The sequence below is a fragment of the Streptomyces sioyaensis genome, from assembly GCF_004122735.1.
GTDB lineage: Bacteria > Actinomycetota > Actinomycetes > Streptomycetales > Streptomycetaceae > Streptomyces > Streptomyces sioyaensis.
The window spans coordinates 1-2,438 of sequence record NZ_SDIF01000259.1; the positions used below are offsets into that span (position 1 = coordinate 1).

At 71.5% G+C, this 2,438-nt stretch carries 3 protein-coding genes; all 3 read right to left on the reverse strand.

Annotated features, from left to right (window positions below; all coding sequences use genetic code 11):
- Positions 1–62 precede the first annotated feature (62 nt).
- Positions 63–524: a cupin domain-containing protein gene (locus tag EST54_RS33675; RefSeq protein WP_275415961.1), complete on the reverse strand. Its 462-nt coding sequence runs from the start codon at positions 522–524 to the stop codon at positions 63–65.
- 23 nt (positions 525–547) lie between these two features.
- A complete protein-coding gene (gene coaE, locus EST54_RS33680; RefSeq protein ID WP_129251458.1) occupies positions 548–1,138 on the reverse strand; it encodes a dephospho-CoA kinase in 591 nt (196 codons plus the stop codon).
- Positions 1,139–1,291: 153 nt separating this feature from the next.
- Positions 1,292–2,245: a PAC2 family protein gene (locus tag EST54_RS33685; protein WP_129251459.1), complete on the reverse strand. Its 954-nt coding sequence runs from the start codon at positions 2,243–2,245 to the stop codon at positions 1,292–1,294.
- Positions 2,246–2,438: the final 193 nt, after the last annotated feature.

A 2,438-nucleotide genomic window follows, 5' to 3' on the forward strand; every position in this document is an offset into this window, starting at 1 on the left:
AGCCGCCCCCCGCCGAAGCACTACCACGCCCCCACGCCACTCCCCCGCCGAACCAAGGCCCGTTAAAGGCTGATGTGGTACGCCTTGCGCAACGTCTCGTGCACGGTCCACTGCGTACGGTCGCCCTCGCGCAGGACGCAGGCATCGCCGGGTCCCACTTCGAGCACCGGGCCGCCCTCGACCTCGATGGTGGCGCGCCCGCTGACGACCACGAACAGCTCGTTGGCCTCGGTGTCCGTGACCACTCCCGGCGTGATCTGCCAGATTCCCCGTATCTGCCGCCCGTCGGGGGACTCCCAGAGCACTTTGCCCGTCACCACGGGCTCGCCGGAGACGATCTGGGAGGGGTCCAGCGGTTCCGCCTCCAACTCGTCGTCCGCGATACCAGGAATGTTGACCGCGAACGAGGCGGGTGCGGCCCCGGCGGCGGAGTGGGACTCGGAAGCGGCGCCCGCGCCGGGCTCCGCAGCGGAGGCGGCACCCGCACCGGGCGTCTGGGCGTCGAGATCGGAAGCAGCAGTCATGGCGGCGAGGGTACCGTCCGGCCTCAGGCGCTCCGCAGCCGCTCCCATACCGCACGGACCTGCGGTTCCAGCGCCTCCAGCGGTCCGTTGTTGTCGATCACGAGGTCCGCCACCGCCAGCCGCTGTTCGCGCGTCGCCTGGGCCGCCATCCGGGACTTGGCCTCGTCCTCCGCCATCCCCCGCAGTCGCACCAGGCGGTCCAGCTGGGTCTGGGGTGCGGCGTCGACCACGACCACCAGGTCGTACAGCGGCGCCAGGCCGTTCTCGGTCAGCAGCGGGACGTCGTGTACGACCACCGCCTCCGGGCCCGCCGCTGCTTCGAGTTCGGCCGATCGCGCCCCCACCAGCGGGTGCACGATCGCGTTCAGTGCCTTCAGCTTCTCCGGGTCGGCGAAGACGATGCCGCCCAGCTTCGGCCGGTCCAGCGAGCCGTCCGGCGCGAGCACGCCGTCCCCGAACTCCTCGACCACGGCCGCCAGTCCGGGCGTGCCCGGCTCGACGACCTCGCGGGCAATCTTGTCCGCATCCACGATCACCGCGCCGTATGACGCCAGCAGTCGCGAGACCTCACTCTTGCCCGCGCCGATTCCGCCGGTCAGCCCCACCTTCACCATGGACCCACGCTATACGGTGCGCCCGGACGGCGGCAGCACAGGAGGCCCCGGCCTGTTCACACGCCAGCCGGTTCAGGCCCCGGCCGGTCCACGCACCGCCCGGATCAAGCACCCGCCGGTTCACGCCCCGACCGGTTCCAGCAACGCGCCGGATCAAGCCCCGGCCGCCCCGCCGTCGCCCTCCCGCTCCGCCAGGAAGCGCTCGAACTCCCTGCCGATCTCATCGGCCGAGGGGAGTTCCACCGGCTCGGCCACCAGGCTCGCCCGGCTTTCCGCCCCGGCCACCGCGTCGTACTGATGCTCCAGCCCGCTGACCAGGGCCACCAGTTCCTCGTCGCCCTCCGAGATCTGCCGCTCGATCTCCTCCTGCGTACGCAGTGCCTCCGTACGCAGCGCGTGTGCGGCGCCCGGCAGGACCAGCCCCGTGGCGGCCGTCACGGCCTCCAGAGCGGTCAACGCGGCGTCCGGGTAGGCGGATCGGGCGATGTAGTGCGGAACATGCGCCGCCACGCCCAGCACATCGTGTCCGGCTTCCGCGAGCCGGAATTCGATCAGCGCCTCGGCGCTGCCGGGGACCTGTGCCTCGTCGAAGAAGGCACTGTGACCAGGCATCAGGTCGGTGCGGTTGCCGTGCGGGGTGATGCCCACGGGGCGGGTGTGCGGGACGCCCATGGGGATGCCGTGGAAGTTGACCGAGAGGCGCACGCCCAGTCGCTCCACGATGTCCTTCACCGCGCCCGCGAAACGCTCCCATTCCACGTCCGGTTCGGGCCCGGTCAGCAGCAGGAAGGGCGCATCGGTGGTGTCCCGTACGAGCCGCAGCTCGATGCTCGGGGTCTCGTACGCGGTCCACCGGCTGCGCTCGAAGGTGAGCAGCGGGCGGCGGGCCCGGTAGTCGACAAGGCGGTCGTGGTCGAAGCGGGCGACGACCTGGTTCGGCAGGCCGTCCAGCAGCCGCTCGACGATCTGGTCGCCGGTCTCGCCGGCGTCGATGTACCCGTCGAAGTGGTACAGCAGCACCAGGCCGGCGGAGTCCCTGGAGGCGATCGCCTCGACCTCCGCAAGCCCGCTCGGCTCCCATTCGTACAAACCCTGGGGATCCAACACAGTGACCGCTCCTTCTCGTTCTCATGGGCGGCAACGCATGAGGGGGCGTAAGCATTCCCGACGACCGGCCTGCGCCGCCCCGCGTCATCGCAGATGGCCGGGTCCGGCTCCCGCCCCGGCCGGCCCCCACCATCGGGCGTCCCCGGCCCTTGCGCCCCAGCCCCTCCGAGGTCGTCGAGGTCGGCCAGGAGGT